The sequence below is a fragment of the Vibrio sp. T20 genome (assembly GCF_007858795.1).
GTDB lineage: Bacteria > Pseudomonadota > Gammaproteobacteria > Enterobacterales > Vibrionaceae > Vibrio > Vibrio satsumensis.
The window spans coordinates 124,589-142,080 of record NZ_VFEB01000171.1; the positions used below are offsets into that span (position 1 = coordinate 124,589).

Here is a 17,492-nt window from a genome sequence, read left to right on the forward strand (position 1 = left end):
TAGCAAGGAATAATTAGAATAAGTATGGCGATTAAGCAAATTCTGTTCGCAAGTCTATTAGCCACTAGTGTGGCAGCGAATGGAGCACAAAACTTTGTAGTTCAAGATATCAAGATTGAAGGTTTACAGCGTGTTGCACTTGGTGCAGCTCTACTGAAAATGCCAGTACGTATTGGCGATGAAGTGGATGAAAGCGATGTATCTGAGATCATTCGTGCATTGTATGCTTCGGGTAACTTTGAGGATGTTAAAGTCCTTCGCGATGAAGGTGTTTTAGTTGTTCAAGTGAAAGAACGACCGACTATCGCAAGTATCTCGTTCTCGGGTAACAAAGCGATCAAAGAAGAACAACTTCAACAGAACCTAGATGCGTCTGGCGTTCGTGAAGGTGAAGCCCTTGACCGTACTACGCTAAGCAACATCGAGAAAGGTCTTGAAGATTTTTACTACAGTGTTGGTAAGTACAACGCGACAGTAAAAGCGGTTGTGACGCCTTTGCCTCGTAATCGTTCTGACCTTAAGTTTGTCTTTACTGAAGGCGTATCTGCTAAGATTCAGCAAATCAACTTTATCGGTAACGAAGTCTTCTCAGACGCTGAGCTACTTAGCCGCTTTAATCTGAACGTTGATGTTGCATGGTGGAACTTCCTTGCGGATGAAAAATATCAGAAGCAAGTATTAGCGGGTGATATCGAAGCGCTGAAATCTTACTACCTCGACCGTGGTTACCTTAAGTTTAAGGTAGACTCTACTCAGGTTGCGATCTCTCCAGATAAGAAAGGCGTTTATATCACGCTTGGTATTGATGAAGGCGAAGCCTACACCGTTAAAGATGTCGCATTTCGTGGTGAACTCATCGGCCGTGAGGCTGATTTTGAAGCGCTAGTGCCATTTGAAGACGGTGATACTTATAACGGTTCATCGGTAACGTCTTTAGAAGAGAGCGTAAAACGAATTCTTGGTGAATCTGGTTATGCGTACCCACAAGTTCGTACGATTCCTGAATTCAATGATGAGACCAAAGAAGTGTCGTTAGTTATCAATGTAGAAGCGGGTAGCCGTATCTATGTTCGCGACATTCGATTCACGGGCAATAACTCAACGAAAGATGAAGTTCTTCGTCGTGAAATGCGTCAAATGGAAGGCAGTTGGCTTAACTCTAAGTCAATTGATACTGGTAAGAGCCGTCTTAACCGTTTAGGTTTCTTTGAAACGGTTGATGTACAAACAGTTCGTGTTCCTGGTAGTGAAGACCAAGTTGATTTGGTTTACAACGTTAAGGAAGCTAACTCAGGCAGCATCAACTTTGGTGTCGGCTACGGTACGGAATCAGGTGTCAGTTTCCAAGTTGGTTTACAACAAGACAACTTTGCAGGCTCAGGTAACCGTGTTGGTGTAAGTGCCATGATGAACGATTACCAAAAGAACGTGAGCTTAGACTACCGTGACCCATACTGGAACCTTGATGGTGTGAGTCTAGGCGGTAAGATCTTCTACAACGAATTCGAAGCCTCTGAAGCGGGTATTGTCGACTATACCAACCAAAGTTATGGTACTAGCCTAACATGGGGTTTCCCTATGGATGAGCTGAACCGTATCGAGTTTGGTGTTGGCTATACACACAACAAAATCGGTAACGTTCCGACCTATATCCAAGTTGAACAGTTTGCGAGAAGTATTGACCAATATGGTGACGAGCACATCTTAACTGATGACTTCGATATCAATATTTCTTGGACGCGTAACAACTTGAACCGTGGTTTCTTCCCAACTGAGGGTAACCACCAACGTGCTTTCGCTAAAATGACAGTACCAGGCTCTGATGCTAAGTACTTCAAAGCACAGTACGATGTAAAACATTACATCCCGCTGACCAAAAAGCATGAGTTCACACTATTGATGCGTGGCCGATTAGGCTATGGTAATGGTTATGGTCAAACGGATGGTAATGATAACTTGTTCCCATTCTACGAGAACTACTACGCGGGTGGCTTTACAACCCTACGTGGCTTTGGTTCTAACTCAGCAGGTCCGAAAGCCGTTTACGGAAGCAGCACAGGAAATAACCCTACGTACAGCTCTGCAACCGATGATTCAGTTGGTGGTAACGCGGTTGCTTTGGCCAGTTTAGAGTTAATTGTCCCAACGCCGTTTGCTTCTGATGAAGCGCGCAGCCAGATTCGAACCAGTGTCTTCTTCGACATGGCAAGTGTATGGGATACAGAGTTCGTAGACCGTGGCGCACCTAACAGTGGCAGTCAGTACTACTACGATTACTCTGATCCAACAAATTACCGTTCATCTTATGGTGCTGCCCTGCAATGGATGTCACCGATGGGCCCACTGGTTTTCTCTCTAGCGAAACCAGTTAAAATTTACGAAGGTGATGATGAGGAATTCTTCACATTTACCATTGGTAGAACTTTCTAATATTTAAAGGACAATATTTTGAAAAATATGATTAAAGCAGCAGGTTTAGGCCTTGTAGTTCTTAGCTCTTCTTTCTTTGCAACAGCTGCCGAAGCTGCGCAAAAAGTGGGTTATGTAAACACTGCACAAGTATTCCAGGCTCTACCTCAGCGTGAAGTTGTTCTTCAAAAAATGCAGGAAGAGTTCAAAGATAAAGCGGCTGAGTTACAGAGCATTCAAGCTGAAGCAAAGACTAAGATTGAAAAGCTTAAGCGTGATGGCGAACTACTTGGTCCTGACGAAGTTGAGAAGCTTCGTATTGAAGTAGGCCAACTAGACAGCAAGTACAAAATCAAAGCTCAAGCACTAGAAAAAGCAAGTCAACGTCGTGAAGCACAAGAGAAGCAGAAGCTGTTCAAAGTGATTCAAGATGCTGTAACTAAAGTTGCCGAGAAAGAAGGCTACGACATGATCGTTGATATTCAAGCTCTACAATACGGTAAGCCTGAATACAACATCTCTGAGCAAGTAATTAAATCACTGAAATAAGTTTTATGAAGAACCTGACTTTAGCCGAATTGGCAACGATTACTGGGGGAGAGCTACACGGAGACGGTACGATTACCGTCTCAGCAGTCGCTCCTATGGATAAAGCGCAAGAAGGTAACATTACGTTCCTTTCTAACGTGAAGTACAGCAAGCACCTAGGTGACTGTAAAGCATCTGCTATTATGGTTAAAGAGAGTGAGCGCGAACTGTGTAAGACCAACGTTATTGTGGTTAGTGACCCTTACGTTGCTTTTGCTAAGGTAGCTCAAGCGCTTGATACTACTCCTGCACCCGCAGCGACTATTGCTGATTCTGCTTCAATCTCTAGCGATGCAACCATTGGGCAAAATGTGTCTATTGGTGCGAACGCCGTGATTGAGTCTGGTGTGGTACTAAGTGATGATGTGATCATCGGTGCTGGATGCTTTATTGGTAAGAATGCGAAAATTGGCACAGGCACTAAGCTATGGGCTAACGTAAGCGTTTACCATGAAGTTGTGATTGGTGAAGCATGTTTGATTCAATCAAGCACTGTTATTGGTTCTGACGGCTTTGGTTATGCGAACGAGAAAGGTGAGTGGGTTAAGATCCCACAAGTTGGTTCTGTTCGCATTGGTAACCGCGTAGAAATTGGCGCGTGTACTACCATCGACCGAGGCGCATTAGATGACACAATCATTGAAGACAACGTTATCCTAGATAACCAACTTCAGATTGCTCACAATGTTCACATCGGATATGGTTCAGCTCTTGCTGGTGGTACTATCATTGCAGGCAGCACGACGATAGGTAAGTACTGTATTATTGGTGGTGGTAGTGTGATTAATGGTCACATTGAAGTTACTGATGGCGTTACAATCACCGGTATGGGGATGGTAATGCGCAGCATCACTGAGAAAGGCATGTACTCTTCGGGTATTCCTTTACAGCCAAACAAAGATTGGCGTAAAACAGCAACGCGTGTTCATCGTATTGATGAAATGAACAAGCGTTTGAAAACCGTTGAAAAACTTATCGAGAAGAGCGCGGAATCATAATTCCAGCATTTCTAATAAAAGGCTCGCGTACAGCGAGTCTTTTTCGTTTATAATCCTTCTAATTAAATAAAGAATATACATAGGAATACGACTTTGACTACTGAACAGACAACGATGAACATTACTGAAATTCAGGAACTATTACCTCATCGCTACCCATTCTTAATGGTTGATCGTGTGACTAGCTTTGAAAAAGAAAAAACACTGACTGCAATTAAGAATGTCTCTGTTAACGAACCTCAGTTCACAGGCCACTTTCCTCAGCTTCCTGTATTCCCAGGCGTGTTGATCTTAGAAGCAATGGCACAAGCAACAGGCCTTCTAGCATTTAAATCTTTCGGTGCGCCTTCTGGTAACGAGCTGTACTACTTTGCTAGTGTAGATAAAGCTAAATTCCGTAAGCCAGTAGTGCCAGGTGACCAACTGGTTATCGAAGTAGAATTCTTAAAAGAGCGTCGTGGCATCGCATCGTTTAACGGTGTTGCTAAAGTTGACGGCGTAGTTGTATGTTCAGCTGAACTTAAATGTGCTCGTAGAGAGTTTTAATATGATTCATGAAACAGCGAAAATTCACCCGGCAGCAGTAATCGAAGGTGATGTAACTATCGGTGCTAACGTGACAGTTGGGCCTTTCACTTACATTGCTGGTAACGTGACAATTGGTGACGACACTGAAGTGATGTCGCATGTTGTGATCAAAGGTCATACAACCATTGGCAAAGAAAACCGTATCTTCCCACATGCTGTTATTGGCGAAGAAAACCAAGACAAGAAATACGGTGGTGAAGAGACAACAGTTGTGATCGGTGATCGCAACGTGATCCGTGAAGCGGTTCAAATCCACCGTGGTACGGTTCAAGACAAAGCAACCACAGTAATTGGTGATGACAACTTACTTTGTGTTAATGCTCACGTAGCACACGATGTTATTGTTGGTAACCACACTCATATTGGTAACAACGCTATTCTTGGTGGTCACGTTACGGTTGGCGACTACGCTGGTGTGATGGCGCTTTCTGCGATTCACCCATTCTGTTCTATTGGTGCTTACGCGTACATTGGTGGCTGTTCTGCTGTAGTTCAAGATGTACTGCCGTACGTGCTTGCACAGGGTAACCATGCTGCTCCATTCGGTCTTAACTTAGTGGGCTTGAAGCGTAACGGATTTGAGAAACCAGAAATTCGTGCACTACAGAAAGCATACAAAGAGTTATACCGTTCAGGTAAAACACTTGAAGAAGCGAAAGTGGCTTTAGTTGAAATGGCAAAAGAGTTTGCTTCGGTAGCTCCTATGCTAGAAATGCTAGAGAGCTCTGAGCGCGGTATTATTCGTTAATACTTGATGTGGTTATGTACCAATCAATGTGAGTATGACAATAATTACTTCATCAGAATGGTATAACAAAAAGATCGCTACTTGTTAGGCGATCTTTTTTGTTTTAGGCAAGAAGGGAATTGGAAAACTATGGCACAGCAAGAAGCAGCAACCAATAGCTCGGACTTTGTTTCGAATGAACCACTGCGCGTAGGTATTGTTGTCGGCGAACTCTCTGGCGACACGCTTGGTGAAGGCTTTATTAAAGCGATCAAATCACAGTACCCAAATGCTGAGTTCGTTGGCATTGGCGGGCCAAAAATGAAGGCGCTCGGTTGTGAGTCTCTTTTCGAGATGGAAGAGCTGGCCGTTATGGGCTTAGTTGAAGTACTTGGCCGTTTACCTCGTTTGTTGAAGGTAAAAGCAGAGCTAGTTAAGTATTTCACTCAAAACCCGCCAGATGTGTTTGTAGGTATCGATGCGCCCGACTTTAACCTAAGGCTTGAGTTAGACCTTAAAAATGCTGGTATCAAAACGGTGCATTACGTGAGCCCCTCAGTATGGGCTTGGCGTCCAAAGCGTATCTTTAAAATCGATAAAGCAACTGACTTGGTATTGGCTTTCTTGCCGTTCGAAAAAGCGTTCTACGATAAATATAACGTTGCCTGTGAGTTTGTTGGTCACACGTTGGCAGATGCGATTCCTTTAGAGCCAAGTAAACAGAATGCGCGAGAGCTTTTAGGTCTTGATCAAGACAAGCAGTGGTTGGCCGTATTGCCGGGCAGTCGTGGTGGTGAGATGGGTTTGATTGCTCAACCATTTATCGAAACTTGCCAGCGTATTAAGCATAAGTATCCGGATATCAATTTTGTTGTTGCGCTCGTTAATGAGCAGCGTAAAAAGCAGTTTACTGAAATCTGGCAATCGACCGCACCTGAGCTTGAATTCACGTTAGTCGAAGATACGGCAACCAACGTGATTACCGCTGCTGATTCTGTGCTCTTGGCTTCAGGTACCGTGGCTCTTGAATGTATGTTACTTAAGCGCCCTATGGTGGTTGGTTACAAAGTAAATAAGCTGACAGGTTACATTGTTAAGAAGTTGGCGATCACTGAGTTTGTATCATTGCCGAATATCTTGGCTGGGGAAGAGATCGTCAAAGAGCATATTCTTGAAGAGTGTCACCCAGACTTTTTGTTCCCATCTGTCGATAAGATGCTATCAGCCGATAACAGTGCCTTGATCGAACGTTTTACTGAGATGCATCATTGGATCCGCAAAGACGCAGACAAACAAGCCGCTAACGCGGTATTGAAGTTGATTGACCGACCTTTTGTTGAAGCATAAAGCGCTTACTTACAGAACATTAAGAGATTAGTTATGGCAGTAAAAGAGAAAAAAGAGCTTCCTCCTTTTGAGTACCCGCAAGGTTACCAGTTGTTTGCTGGTGTGGATGAAGTAGGCCGTGGCCCTTTGGTTGGCGATGTAGTGACCGCTGCGGTTATCCTCGATCCAAACAACCCAATCGAAGGCTTGAACGACTCAAAGAAATTATCTGAGAAAAAGCGCCTAGCTTTGCTTCCAGAAATTAAAGAGAAAGCTCTGGCATGGTCTGTTGGTCGTTGTTCTCCACAAGAAATTGATGAGTTGAATATTCTGCAAGCGACGATGGTTGCTATGCAGCGAGCTATCGCAGGGTTGAGCGTTCAACCTGATATGGCACTAATCGATGGAAACCGTGTCCCAGAACTGCCAATGGACGGTCTTGCTATTGTAAAGGGTGACTTGCGAGTGGCTGAAATCAGTGCGGCGTCGATTATCGCTAAAGTCGTTCGAGACCAAGAGATGGAAGAGCTTGATAAACTTCATCCAGAGTTTGGTTTTGCTAAACATAAAGGTTACCCGACTAAAGCGCATTTCGAAGCGATTGAAAAACATGGCGTAACCGAGCACTACCGTAAAAGCTTTAAGCCAGTAAAACGTATTCTTGGCATAGATTAGAGCGTATTGATTAAGCTCTATATAGACTAGAGCTTACGTTAACTAGAGCTGGGCTTCGAATAAAGTTGCTAACTTGCGGTAGAAAAAAATAGAATACACACAGTTGTAATCCTAGGCTCAAACCTAGAACTCAGGAAAAATAATGTCAGATCCAAAATTTGTTCACCTACGCGTACACAGTGACTTTTCGATGGTGGATGGCCTATCCAAGGTGCCTCCATTAGTTAAAAAAGTCGCTGAAATGGGTATGCCTGCTCTAGCACTTACCGACTTTACCAACCTGTGTGGTTTGGTTAAGTTCTACGGTACTGCTCATGGGTGCGGGGTTAAACCAATTATTGGTGCTGACTTCCTAATGCAGTCTCCAGAGTTCGGTGACGAGTTGACCAAGCTCACCGTCATTGCAACCGACAATAAAGGTTATAACAATCTAACGCTGCTTATCTCAAAAGCCTACCTTCGCGGTCATGTTCAGCATCAGCCTGTTATTGATAAAGAGTGGCTAATTGAGAATGCCGAAGGCCTAATTATCCTATCGGGTGCGAAGGAAGGTGAGATTGGTAAGGCGTTACTGAAAGGCAACCGTGAGCTAGTGGCAAGCAGCGTCGAGTTTTACAAAACGTACTTCGCCGATCGTTTTTACTTGGAACTGATTCGTACTGGACGTCCGGATGAAGAGTCTTACCTGCACTTCGCGTTAGAGCTTGCTGAGCAAGAAGACTTGCCTGTTGTTGCGACCAACGAAGTAGTATTCCTTACTGAAGACCTTTTTGATGCCCATGAAATCCGCGTGGCGATTCATGATGGCTTCACGATGGTCGATCCTCGTCGTCCTAAAAATTACAGCGCGCAACAGTATCTTCGTAGCGAAGAAGAGATGTGCGAGTTGTTCTCAGATATACCTGAAGCACTTGAGAATAGTGTTGAGATCGCTAAGCGTTGTAATGTAACGGTTCGTCTGGGCGAATACTTCCTGCCTAACTTCCCAACGGAAGGTTTGGCGATTGAAGACTTCCTGATCAAGAAATCTGAAGAAGGTCTTGAGCGACGTCTAGCGTTCCTATTCCCAGATGAAAAAGTTCGTGCTGAGCGCAGGCCGGAATACGATGAGCGACTTAAGATCGAGCTCGAAGTTGTCAATAACATGGGTTTCCCAGGTTACTTCTTGATCGTAATGGAGTTTATCCAGTGGTCAAAAGACAACGATGTGCCCGTAGGTCCAGGGCGTGGTTCTGGCGCCGGTTCTTTGGTGGCTTACGCGCTTGATATCACCGACCTTGATCCGCTTGAGTACGATCTACTTTTCGAACGTTTCTTGAACCCAGAACGTGTATCGATGCCCGATTTTGATATCGACTTCTGTATGGATAAACGTGACCAAGTAATTGATCACGTTGCTGAAATGTATGGTCGTGATGCGGTATCTCAGATCATCACTTTTGGTACCATGGCGGCAAAAGCGGTAATCCGTGACGTAGGCCGCGTACTGGGTCACCCGTTTGGTTTCGTCGATCGAATCTCAAAGCTTGTACCGCCAGATCCGGGCATGACGCTCGAAAAAGCGTTCCTTGCTGAACCGGCATTGCCAGAGCTTTACGATGGCGATGAAGAAGTCCGTGAGCTAATTGATAAGTGTCGCATCCTTGAAGGTTGTACGCGAAATGCCGGTAAGCATGCGGGTGGTGTTGTTATATCACCTACCACGATCACCGATTTTGCACCAATTTATGCCGATGCTGAAGGTAACTTCCCAGTAACGCAATTCGATAAGAATGACGTTGAAACAGCTGGCTTGGTTAAGTTCGACTTCTTGGGTCTGCGTACCCTGACCATCATCGACTGGGCGTTAGGCCTAGTGAACCCACGTTTGAAGAAAGAGGGTAAAGAACCGGTTCGTATCGAGTCGATTCCTCTTGATGACCAAGCGTCGTTCAATCTATTACAAAATTCTGAAACCACCGCGGTATTCCAGCTGGAATCGCGTGGTATGAAAGACCTGATCAAACGTCTACAGCCCGACTGTTTTGAAGATATCATCGCATTGGTAGCCCTGTTCCGTCCGGGTCCTCTGCAATCAGGCATGGTAGATAACTTTATCGACCGTAAACACGGCCGTGAAGCGGTATCTTACCCTGATGAAACGTGGCAACACGAATCACTGAAAGAGACACTAGAACCTACCTACGGCATCATCCTGTACCAAGAACAGGTAATGCAGATTGCACAGATTCTGGCAGGCTATACGCTTGGCGGCGCGGATATGTTGCGTCGTGCGATGGGTAAGAAAAAGCCAGAAGAGATGGCGAAACAGCGTGGTACCTTTAAAGAGGGCGCTGAAGCCAACGGTGTTGATGGCGAACTTGCCATGAAGATCTTTGACTTGGTAGAGAAATTTGCGGGCTACGGCTTTAACAAATCTCACTCGGCTGCATACGCACTGGTTTCTTATCAAACTCTATGGCTGAAAACGCACTACCCAGCGGAATTTATGGCTGCGGTAATGACGGCGGATATGGATAACACCGAGAAGGTTATCGGCCTTGTTGATGAATGTTTCCGTATGAAGCTCAAGCTTTTGCCACCAGATATCAACTCGGGTCTGTACCGCTTTAACGTCGATGAAGATGGCGCGATTGTTTATGGCATCGGTGCGATAAAAGGGGTCGGTGAAGGCCCTATTGAAGCGATCATTGAAGCGCGAAACAAAGGCGGTTATTTTAAAGACTTATTCGACTTCTGTGCACGCCTTGATCTGAAGAAGGTCAACAAACGTGTTATCGAAAAGTTGATTCTATCCGGAGCCTTAGATAGATTAGGTCCTCACCGAGCGGCGATGATGGCATCTTTGAAAGATGCGGTGAAGGCGGCGAGCCAACATCACCATGCCGAGTCTTTTGGTCAATCTGATATGTTTGGTGTGTTGACCGACGCTCCGGAAGAGGTTGAGCACAAGTATACCCAAGTGCCTAAATGGCCTGAGAAGGTTTGGCTTGAGGGGGAACGTGAAACGCTTGGTTTGTATTTAACGGGTCACCCGGTTAACGCTTACATCAAAGAGTTAGCGAAATACACCAGCTGTCGCTTAAAAGATGCCACGCCAACGCGTCGTGACCAATCACTAACGATTGCTGGCTTGGTGATTGCTGCGAGAGTGATGACGACAAAGCGCGGTACGCGAATCGGTTTGATGACACTTGATGACCGTTCGGGCCGAATGGAAGTGATGTTGTTCTCGGATGCGCTCGATCGCTACGCAGAATTGCTCGAAAAAGACAAAATTGTGGTCGTTTCCGGACAGGTCAGCTTTGATGATTTCAATGGCGGGCTTAAAATGTCCGCGCGCGAGGTCATGGACTTAGGAAGCGCCCGTGAGAAATATGCTCGTGGGGTGTCGATATCTATCGACCAATCCCAAATTAACGGTCAATTTTTTGAACGCTTTAGTCAAATCTTAGAACCTTATAGAGCCGGAACGGTCCCAGTCAATGTATACTACCAGCGTGCCGACGCTAGAGCGCGGTTAACATTGGGCACAGAATGGCGTGTGACGCCAAGTGATACATTACTAGACGAATTAAAACAGCTGCTTGGAAATAGCCAAGTAGAACTCGAATTTAACTAAAATTTAGCTTCGTGAATGCGGAGCTGAATCAACAAGGATTCATAGATGAGCCTGAACTTTCTAGAATTTGAAAAGCCTATCGCTGAACTTGAAGCAAAAATCGAAGCGCTACGTGACGTTTCGCGTCACGGTGGTGACACAGCGGTAGATCTAGACAAAGAAATCGAACAACTAGAGAAAAAAAGCTTAGAGCTTAAACAGAAAATCTTTAGTGACTTAGGTGCATGGCAGGTAGCTCAACTTGCTCGTCACCCTCAACGTCCTTACACCAAAGATTACCTGGAGCATGCATTCACAGAGTTTGAAGAGATGGCGGGTGATCGCGCTTACGCTGACGACAAAGCTATTGTGGGTGGTATGGCTCGTCTAAATGGCCGTCCTGTTATGGTTATTGGCCACCAGAAAGGTCGTGAGACTAAAGAGAAAGTGATCCGTAACTTTGGTATGCCAAAGCCAGAAGGTTACCGTAAGGCGCTTCGTCTAATGGAAACCGCTGAGCGTTTCAACATGCCTATTATTACTTTCATCGACACTGCGGGCGCATACCCAGGGGTTGGCGCTGAAGAGCGTGGTCAATCTGAAGCTATCGCTAAAAACCTAAAAGTGATGGCTGGCCTTTCAGTTCCTGTTATTTGTAACGTTGTGGGTGAAGGCGGTTCTGGTGGTGCACTAGCGATTGGTGTTGGTGACTACGTGAACATGCTTCAGTACTCTACGTACTCAGTAATCTCTCCAGAAGGTTGTGCTTCAATCCTATGGCGCGATTCAGATAAAGCACCGCAAGCCGCTGAAGCGATGGGCCTGATTGCTCCTCGTCTTAAAGAGCTTGAGCTTATCGACGAAATCATTCCAGAGCCTCTAGGCGGCGCGCACCGTGACCCTGCACAAACGGCTCAGAACATGAAAGACATGTTAGTTAAACAGCTAGAAGAGCTAGAGCAATTCGACAACGAAACTCTGCTTGAGCGTCGTTACCAGCGCCTAATGAGCTACGGCTACTGCTGATAAGTTGCCTTAGCGATAAGGCTCTAGCTATACGAACAAATGATGAAAGGGTTGGACTCAGTGCCAACCCTTTTTTATTATTAAGACATTATCCCGTCACACACGATTTCTTGGTCTATTAGTCTCATGACACACTTAATTGATACCTTCACATTTGTACTTAGCCAAAGCGAGCTCAAACCTTGTCGGTTGGTGGTTGCTTTTAGTGGTGGTGTCGATTCACGAGTTTTGTTGGAGCTAGCTGCACAATACGCTAAGTCCCATCACATTGAGTGCTGTGCGGTACATGTTCATCATGGCTTAAGCAACAATGCTGATCACTGGGCAGGGCAGTGCCAAGCATGGTGTGATGCTTTGTCGGTTTCCTTGTTCATTGAACGAGTCTCGCTAGATATCAGCAGTGGAGAAAGCGTTGAAAAGCTGGCTCGAGACGCGCGATACCAAGCCTTTAAAAAGCATATTAGACAAGGTGATGTATTAGTTACAGGTCAACACATCGATGACCAAGTCGAGACTTTCTTGTTGGCGTTGAAGCGTGGCAGTGGTCCGAAAGGGCTCTCTTCAATGGCGAAAGTGATGCCGTTTGCTAATGCTTATATCGTTCGCCCACTGCTGTCGGTGACGAGAACGGATATTGAAGGGGCGGCGCGCGATATGGCTTTAACTTGGGTAGAAGATGAGAGTAATCAAGACGTTCGCTTTGACCGCAATTTTATTCGTCATCAAGTCACTCCGGCACTGACCGAGCGTTGGCCTAGTTTCCGAGAGTCGGTCAGTCGCAGCGCTCAGCTATGTGCAGAGCAAGAGTTACTGTTAGATGAGTTGTTAGAATCCCACTTACAGCAAGCTTTAGGTGGCAACCAGAACCAAAGCTTAAGCATCGAAGCGTTATACCAGCACTCTGATTTACTACGCGCACGTTTATTAAGAATGTGGCTTAACCATTGTAATCAACCGATGCCGAGTCAAAAGCAACTCCAGCTTATCTGGGAGGAAGTGGCGTGTGCTCAGGCGGATGCCAACCCTAAGCTGGTGTTAAATGGCGTTGAAGTTAGGCGTTTTAATCAAAAACTCTATTTGGTTCGAGAGACTAAAGATCTATCGGGCTGGCAAGGTGACGTTTCTGTTGGAGGAAGGTTGGTTCTGCCTGATGGCTTGGGAGATGTCAGCTTGCAAGTGGGGGGACCTGAGTCCGAACCTGGTCGTCGTGTACAAACGTTCAGCTTACCAAACCAAAATGCGGTATTACGTGTTACCTTTAACCCCGAAGGATTATCGGCTCACCCTGTTGGGCGAGGTCATAGCAGGAAGCTGAAGAAGTTGTTTCAAGAGTACCAAGTACCTAGTTGGTTAAGACGCAGAACGCCGATATTAATGGATGGCGATCGAGTGATCGCTGTTTTAGGCTTATTCGTAGATAAAAACTACGAAGGTCAAGATTGTGAAGCGCTTTGGAGCAAGTAGAAAAAGTTTGTGTCACAATTCACCGTCACTTTAATAAAAATAATTAATGGAATATGCAATGAAGAAAATTACACTAGGATTAGTTCTTGGATTTGGACTATTGAGTGGTAACGCTCTGGCGGGTGATGTTGCTGCGGGTCAAGCTAAAGCAGCAATCTGTGCAGCATGTCATGGTGCTGACGGTATCGCAGTGATCCCAGGCTACCCAAACCTTAAAGGTCAAAACGAGCAATACATCGCTTCATCAATTAACGCATATAAGAACGGCCAGCGCACCGGCGGTTTGGCTGCTGTAATGCAGGCTCAAGCTTCAATGCTGAATGATGCAGATATTGCTAATCTAGCCGCTTACTACGCAAGCCTTAAGTAAAACCTTCTTAAAGCGCTGATTAAACAAGATGATAAATTTCGAGCCAGAGCTTTAATGCTCTGGCTTTTTTCATTGAATGTTTACTATAGCTAACCGATAATGAGCCATTCGCACAGTTTAAGGGATGAACATGAAAAAGATTGAAGCCATTATCAAGCCATTCAAACTTGATGATGTACGTGAAGCACTTGCAGAAGTGGGTATTACGGGTATGACAGTATCTGAAGTTAAAGGCTTTGGACGTCAGAAAGGTCATACTGAGCTATACCGTGGCGCAGAGTACATGGTCGACTTTTTACCTAAAGTGAAATTGGAAATTGTTGTGACTGACGAAGTGGCTGACCAGTGTGTTGATACCATTATCGAAACAGCGCAAACAGGTAAAATCGGCGACGGTAAGATCTTCATTACTGACGTTGAACGTGTGGTACGTATTCGTACTGGCGAAGAAGACGAAGACGCCGTATAAAAAAACTATTACCCTAAAAGGAGCGTTTATCGCTCCTTTTTCATTTCTGGTAGGGTGCTGTATGTTTAAGAAAACCATCATTGTTATCACACTGCTGATAACGCTTGTTGTCGTTAGTTTTCATTTTATCTTTGTGATACCGAATAAACCCAACCTGATCACTTCCTCTCAAAGTACCAGCAACGACATCTACAGCTGTTACCAAAACTCTGCACCGAAAGCGATTGATGTGTCTGACGGCTTAGATATTACCGTGTGGAATATCTACAAGCAAAACCGCAGTAATTGGCAGAGTGAGTTGAATAAGCTGTCAGCAGGTAGCGATTTAGTTTTGCTGCAAGAAGCGAGTATGACAGAAGGGCTTCGCCAATGGGTGACAAGTGGTCAGTGGGGAAGTACACGAGTTAATGCGTTTGAAGCCTTTGAGAAAAGTGCTGGTGTACTTAACTTAGCGACGCATTTACCGATCGAAGCTTGTGCTTATACTCATGAAGAACCTTGGCTTCAATTGCCTAAATCCGCGCTTTGGTCTCGTTACCTGCTCAGTAATGGCGAAGAACTGGCGGTGATTAATATTCATGCTGTGAACTTTACCTTTGGTACCGAAGATTACGAGGCTCAGCTCAAGAGCTTAACTGACAATCTGCAAAAGTATCGTGGGCCTGTTATTTTTGCTGGGGATTTTAATAGTTGGAGTGAGGCTCGCTTCGCTGTATTGAAAGATGCGTTGGAAAAGGTTGGTTTGACAGAGGTTGCTTTTGATCCAGATGATCGCACTCAATTTATTACGGGTTTAGTGCTAGACCATGTGTTCTATCGAGGGCTCGAGGTAGAAAAAGCAAAAGCGCCCATTACGGACGCTTCTGATCATAACCCAATGCGAGTGACGTTTAAGGCTAAATAGACGAGTGAATTTTCGCCAGCCTTCTTTTTATCTCTTCAGCTTAGAAGATTAAAATGTAGAGCGCCCAGATTAGGTAGTAGCCAATCCATGGTAAGCCAGAAATTACCAATGCTTGACCACGTTCAAACTCAGTCCAAGTTAATACCGCTGCATAACCCAGTACGATGTACCATGGTAATAATAGTGGCAACGAGCTAGCAAACTGTGACCACTCATTGGTTAGTGGTAACTTAATTAAGCCGTTTAAGCTGTTCAAGTCAGCAGCGTAGTTCATCACATGCCCATGCTTAAGTATCAGGCTTGCGTAGCTCGCAATGTCGCCTAAAACTGCAGGGAAGATGATAACGGATGCCGCTGCAAACCATCGCCAAAAGCTATGTTGATGTTGACTTGGCTTAGTTGCGAGGTTAAACCAGAATGCCAACAAAACGATGGTTAGCGTTCGGCTAAATACGTCGTTGATGATTTCACTTGCGAGTAGGGTGTTGCTGTCGAGTAACGCCAATTGGTCAGGGTTAGTTTGAGCCAGTTGTTGTGACAATTCAGCACTTAGCCATGCAAAATCTACATTCGAAAAATAAGCACCCCAAAACAAAAAGGGGCTGAGCATTAATACGACGTAGGGTTGCCATCCCCAAGCACTTCGTTGATAAAGCGCTAAGAAACACGCTGTTGGTGAACGGAATATATCCAACAGCATGACGAGTGGGTTACTTGACGGATTCATACACTTACCTTAGTTACATCAACATACAGCTTCAGTTTTTGTCCTGGCTGTAGGTATTTCTTGTTCTGCAAAGCGTTCCATTTTACAACATCTGCACTTTTTACTTTGAACTTTGATGCAATACCGCTGACTGTGTCACCTGATCTTACGTTATAGAAGATGGTGCGGATGATGGCACCGTCAGAACCGTTCTTCCAAATGACCAACTCTTGACCAACTCGTAACGTGTCGCGTGGCCCCATACCATTCCACTTAGCAAGTGATTGGTGAGATACCTTATTTGCGCGTGCAATCGTCCATAAGCTGTCACCACTTTTTACTTTGTGGGTTAGCTTATATTGACCGCGACTCTTTGACTGTGTGTTTGCTAGACGGTTTGAAGCGCTGAGAGCGTAAGCTTTATCATCTTTAGTCGAAGTAGGGATCAGTAGGTGCTGACCAATACGAATATTGTTGTTGGTCAAACCGTTCGCTGAGCGAATCACTTTGCTGGTGGTGTTGTATTTATTTGCCAGTACGCTGATGCTGTCGCCAGATTGAACCTTGTAACGTACTAGCTTCATGCCTTTGCCTTTATTGGCCGTGACTTCTCTGTTGAACTTTTCAACTGAATCTAAGGGAAGCAGTAATTGTTGGTGTTTTTCTGGTGCCGTCGCCCACTGGTTATAGGCAGGGTTATAGCCTTGCAGCTCTTTTACTGGAATGCCTGCGTAGTTAGCTGCGATTGCTAAATCCAGTTGCTCTTCCGGGTTAACTAGAGTCAGCACCGGCTTGTTTGGAATTGCAGGAATATCAATGCCATATTTTTCTTGGTTGGCAATTACGTCGGCCAGTGCCAGCAGCTTAGGTACGTAGCTGCTAGTCTCTTTTGGCAGGTCCAGTGAGAAGAAGTCGATTGGCTTACCAAGCTTCTTGTTCTTGCGGATTGCGCTGTTTACACGTCCACCACCACTATTGTAGGCAGCGATTGCGTGTTGCCAGTTGCCATCAAAACGTTTGTTTAGGTCGGTTAGGAAATCCAATGCAGCATCGGTTGAAGCGGCAACATCTCGGCGGCCGTCGTACCAGAAGTTCTGTTCTAGCCCGTAAGCTTCACCGGTGCCTGAAATGAACTGCCATAAGCCAGCGGCGCTACCGTGAGAATACGCAAATGCATCAAATGAGCTTTCAACAACGGGCAACAGTGCCAGTTCTAAAGGCAGGTCTCTTTCTTCAATCTTGGTGGTGATCAAATAAAGGAAAGGCTCAGCACGTTTTGATACGGTTTTTAGATGACTAGGGTGTTTAAGATACCAAGTTCGGTAGTAGTCGACCTTCTTTTGGTCGGGCACTTCCATTTCAAGTTGCATAGCAATACGTTTCCAAACATCTTCTTGTGTTTGTGGAGTAACGACAGGTGCTTCAACTTTTGGCTCTTTGTTGGTCGCATCTGGTGAAACGTTCGCTTGAGAAACTTCTTTAGTAGGAGAGGTGTTGGTTTGCTTGGAAGCTTGGTCTGGATTCTCTGACTGAGTTAATTGGCAACCAGAAAGTAGTAATACCAAAGCCCAGCTGTACTTAACTCGCATGTTACAGCCTTTTTAATAAACGGCCGATGATAATACTTGCCACCCCCTATGA

Annotated in this window: 15 protein-coding genes; 13 read left to right on the forward strand and 2 right to left on the reverse strand. The window is 45.2% G+C overall.

What is annotated here, in order from left to right:
* Positions 1-24: 24 nt before the first annotated feature.
* The 13 genes from bamA to FTW16_RS18630 all read left to right on the forward strand — a co-directional run bounded on the left by bamA (position 25) and on the right by FTW16_RS18630 (position 15,145).
* Positions 25-2,430 carry an outer membrane protein assembly factor BamA gene (gene bamA, locus FTW16_RS18570; RefSeq protein WP_060982524.1) on the forward strand — a complete coding sequence of 802 codons (2,406 nt, stop codon included), beginning with the start codon at positions 25-27 and terminating at the stop codon, positions 2,428-2,430.
* Between the two features lie 27 nt (positions 2,431-2,457).
* Positions 2,458-2,958, forward strand: coding sequence for an OmpH family outer membrane protein (locus tag FTW16_RS18575; protein WP_004734343.1), 501 nt, complete (start codon positions 2,458-2,460; stop codon positions 2,956-2,958).
* Between the two features lie 5 nt (positions 2,959-2,963).
* Entirely contained in the window at positions 2,964-3,995 is a 1,032-nt protein-coding gene (lpxD, locus tag FTW16_RS18580) for a UDP-3-O-(3-hydroxymyristoyl)glucosamine N-acyltransferase (RefSeq protein WP_146492099.1), read from the forward strand.
* Between the two features lie 93 nt (positions 3,996-4,088).
* Positions 4,089-4,541, forward strand: coding sequence for a 3-hydroxyacyl-ACP dehydratase FabZ (gene fabZ, locus FTW16_RS18585; protein ID WP_009847408.1), 453 nt, complete (start codon positions 4,089-4,091; stop codon positions 4,539-4,541).
* 1 nt (position 4,542) lies between these two features.
* The gene (gene lpxA, locus FTW16_RS18590) at positions 4,543-5,331 is read left to right on the forward strand and encodes an acyl-ACP--UDP-N-acetylglucosamine O-acyltransferase (RefSeq protein ID WP_146492100.1); all 789 of its coding nucleotides are present in this window, start codon (positions 4,543-4,545) and stop codon (positions 5,329-5,331) included.
* 129 nt (positions 5,332-5,460) lie between these two features.
* On the forward strand, positions 5,461-6,657 hold the full coding sequence (lpxB, locus tag FTW16_RS18595) for a lipid-A-disaccharide synthase (RefSeq protein ID WP_146492101.1): 1,197 nt from the start codon (positions 5,461-5,463) through the stop codon (positions 6,655-6,657).
* Between the two features lie 33 nt (positions 6,658-6,690).
* Positions 6,691-7,311, forward strand: a complete 621-nt coding sequence (rnhB, locus tag FTW16_RS18600; protein WP_048606660.1) for a ribonuclease HII — start codon at positions 6,691-6,693, stop codon at positions 7,309-7,311.
* Between the two features lie 142 nt (positions 7,312-7,453).
* Positions 7,454-10,933, forward strand: a complete 3,480-nt coding sequence (gene dnaE / locus FTW16_RS18605; RefSeq protein WP_019821617.1) for a DNA polymerase III subunit alpha — start codon at positions 7,454-7,456, stop codon at positions 10,931-10,933.
* A 45-nt stretch (positions 10,934-10,978) separates the two neighbouring features.
* On the forward strand, positions 10,979-11,938 hold the full coding sequence (gene accA / locus FTW16_RS18610) for an acetyl-CoA carboxylase carboxyl transferase subunit alpha (protein WP_017060731.1): 960 nt from the start codon (positions 10,979-10,981) through the stop codon (positions 11,936-11,938).
* A 126-nt stretch (positions 11,939-12,064) separates the two neighbouring features.
* Positions 12,065-13,402, forward strand: a complete 1,338-nt coding sequence (gene tilS, locus FTW16_RS18615; RefSeq protein ID WP_146492102.1) for a tRNA lysidine(34) synthetase TilS — start codon at positions 12,065-12,067, stop codon at positions 13,400-13,402.
* 58 nt (positions 13,403-13,460) lie between these two features.
* Entirely contained in the window at positions 13,461-13,772 is a 312-nt protein-coding gene (locus FTW16_RS18620; RefSeq protein WP_048661228.1) for a c-type cytochrome, read from the forward strand.
* 130 nt (positions 13,773-13,902) lie between these two features.
* Positions 13,903-14,241 carry a nitrogen regulatory protein P-II gene (glnB, locus tag FTW16_RS18625; RefSeq protein WP_004738609.1) on the forward strand — a complete coding sequence of 113 codons (339 nt, stop codon included), beginning with the start codon at positions 13,903-13,905 and terminating at the stop codon, positions 14,239-14,241.
* 61 nt (positions 14,242-14,302) lie between these two features.
* Positions 14,303-15,145, forward strand: coding sequence for an endonuclease/exonuclease/phosphatase family protein (locus tag FTW16_RS18630; RefSeq protein ID WP_146492103.1), 843 nt, complete (start codon positions 14,303-14,305; stop codon positions 15,143-15,145).
* Positions 15,146-15,185: 40 nt separating this feature from the next.
* On the opposite strand, the gene FTW16_RS18635 is transcribed toward FTW16_RS18630, so the two are convergent.
* Positions 15,186-15,872: a YIP1 family protein gene (locus FTW16_RS18635; protein ID WP_061018600.1), complete on the reverse strand. Its 687-nt coding sequence runs from the start codon at positions 15,870-15,872 to the stop codon at positions 15,186-15,188.
* Positions 15,869-17,440 carry a LysM peptidoglycan-binding domain-containing protein gene (locus FTW16_RS18640; RefSeq protein WP_146492104.1) on the reverse strand — a complete coding sequence of 524 codons (1,572 nt, stop codon included), beginning with the start codon at positions 17,438-17,440 and terminating at the stop codon, positions 15,869-15,871. Before FTW16_RS18640 ends, FTW16_RS18635 begins: the two co-directional genes overlap by 4 nt.
* Between the last annotated feature and the right edge of the window lie 52 nt (positions 17,441-17,492).